Raw genomic sequence first — 1,599 nt, forward strand, 5'->3', positions numbered from 1 at the left:
CGGCAGCACCGTCAGCACCACCATCACCGGGGCTACCGGCGGCAACTTTGAAAACCTGGTGCCGAGCACCACGCCCGCCGTGACGACCGTTACCGACTCGGTCGACACCACCACCGTGACGCTGGGCGCGCCTAGCGCTGTCAACGAAGGCGGCCAGATTACCTATACCGCCACGCTGTCCAATAAAGCGGGCACTGACGTCACGCTGAAGCTGGATAACGGCTCCACCATCGTCATCAAGCAGGGCGAAACGGTCGGCTCCGTGACAGTTGATGCGCCCGGCGATGACGTGTTCGTCGACAACAGCACCCAGACAGTCAAGATCACTGACACTACGGGCGGCAACTTCGAGAAACTGGAAGTCGCTGGTGACGGTGCAACCACCACCATTAACGACACGATCGACAAGGTCGATGTGGTGCTGACCGCCACGCCTACCGTTGGCGAAGGCGGCACCATCGTCTACACCGCCAGCCTTGTGGATAAAAACGGCGCGCCGGTGACTAACATCAGCAACCCGCTGACCGTGACCCTGGGCAATGGCCAGACCATCACCATCGGTGTGAACCAGTCCAGCGGCACTGTCACTGCGCCTGCGCCGAACGATGTGTATGAAGGTACTCAGACCGTTACCACCGCCATCACCAACGTAAGCGGTGGCGCGCACTTCGAAAATCTGGTGCCGGGCACCACGCCGGTCACCACCACTGTGACCGATACACCGGGCACTACCGATACCACTACCGTAACCCTGACGGCGCCCGCCCAAGCCAGCGAAGGCGGCACCATCACCTACACTGCGACCTTGAGCAACAAAGCCGGCAGCGACCTGACCCTCACGCTGAGCAATGGTGATGTCATCACCATTGCCAAGGGCGAAACCACAGGCCAGGTGATTTCCACGGCGCCAGGCGACGATGTCTTCAAAGATGCAGGTCCGATCAACGTCACGATTAATCCGGACGTCGTAGGGGGTGGTTTCGAGAAACTTGATATCGCACCCGGCGGGGCGACGACGCAGATCAATGACACCATTGATGATGTGAAGGTTGTGCTGACCGCTACCAACACTGTGGGTGAAGGCGGCCAGATCGTTTACACCGCCAGCCTTGTGGATAAAAACGGCGCTCCGGTGACGAACATCACCAATCCGGTGACCGTGACCTTGAGCAATGGCGAGACCATCACCATTGGGGTGAACCAGTCGAGCGGCACTGTTTCGGTATTGGCGCCAAATGATGTGTATACCGGCGACCAGACCGTCAGCACTGCGATCACCAAAGTGACTGGCGGCGAGCACTTCGAGAACCTGGTTCCGGGCACTGACACCGTCACCACGACTGTCACTGACACTCCGGGTACTGATGACACCACGACTGTCACGCTGAGCGCGCCTAGCTCCGTCAACGAAGGTGGCCAAATCACTTACACCGCGACCTTGAGCAACAAGGCCGGGTCTGACGTCACCCTGAAGCTCGACAACAACTCCACTATCACGATCAAAGCCGGCGAAACCGTCGGTACCGTGACAGTCGATGCGCCAACCGATGACGTGTTCATCGACAAGTCTTCCGAGACGGTCAAAATCACTGACGCAAC

Annotated in this window: 1 protein-coding gene; it reads left to right on the forward strand. The window is 59.2% G+C overall.

Annotation, left to right across the window (positions count from 1 at the left end; translation table 11 throughout):
* Positions 1–1,599 (forward strand): immunoglobulin-like domain-containing protein (locus AC6CIA_RS26270; RefSeq protein ID WP_498316056.1); only part of this gene is annotated, 1,599 nt, incomplete at both ends.

It is taken from the genome of Pseudomonas sp. GQ91, assembly GCF_059758795.1.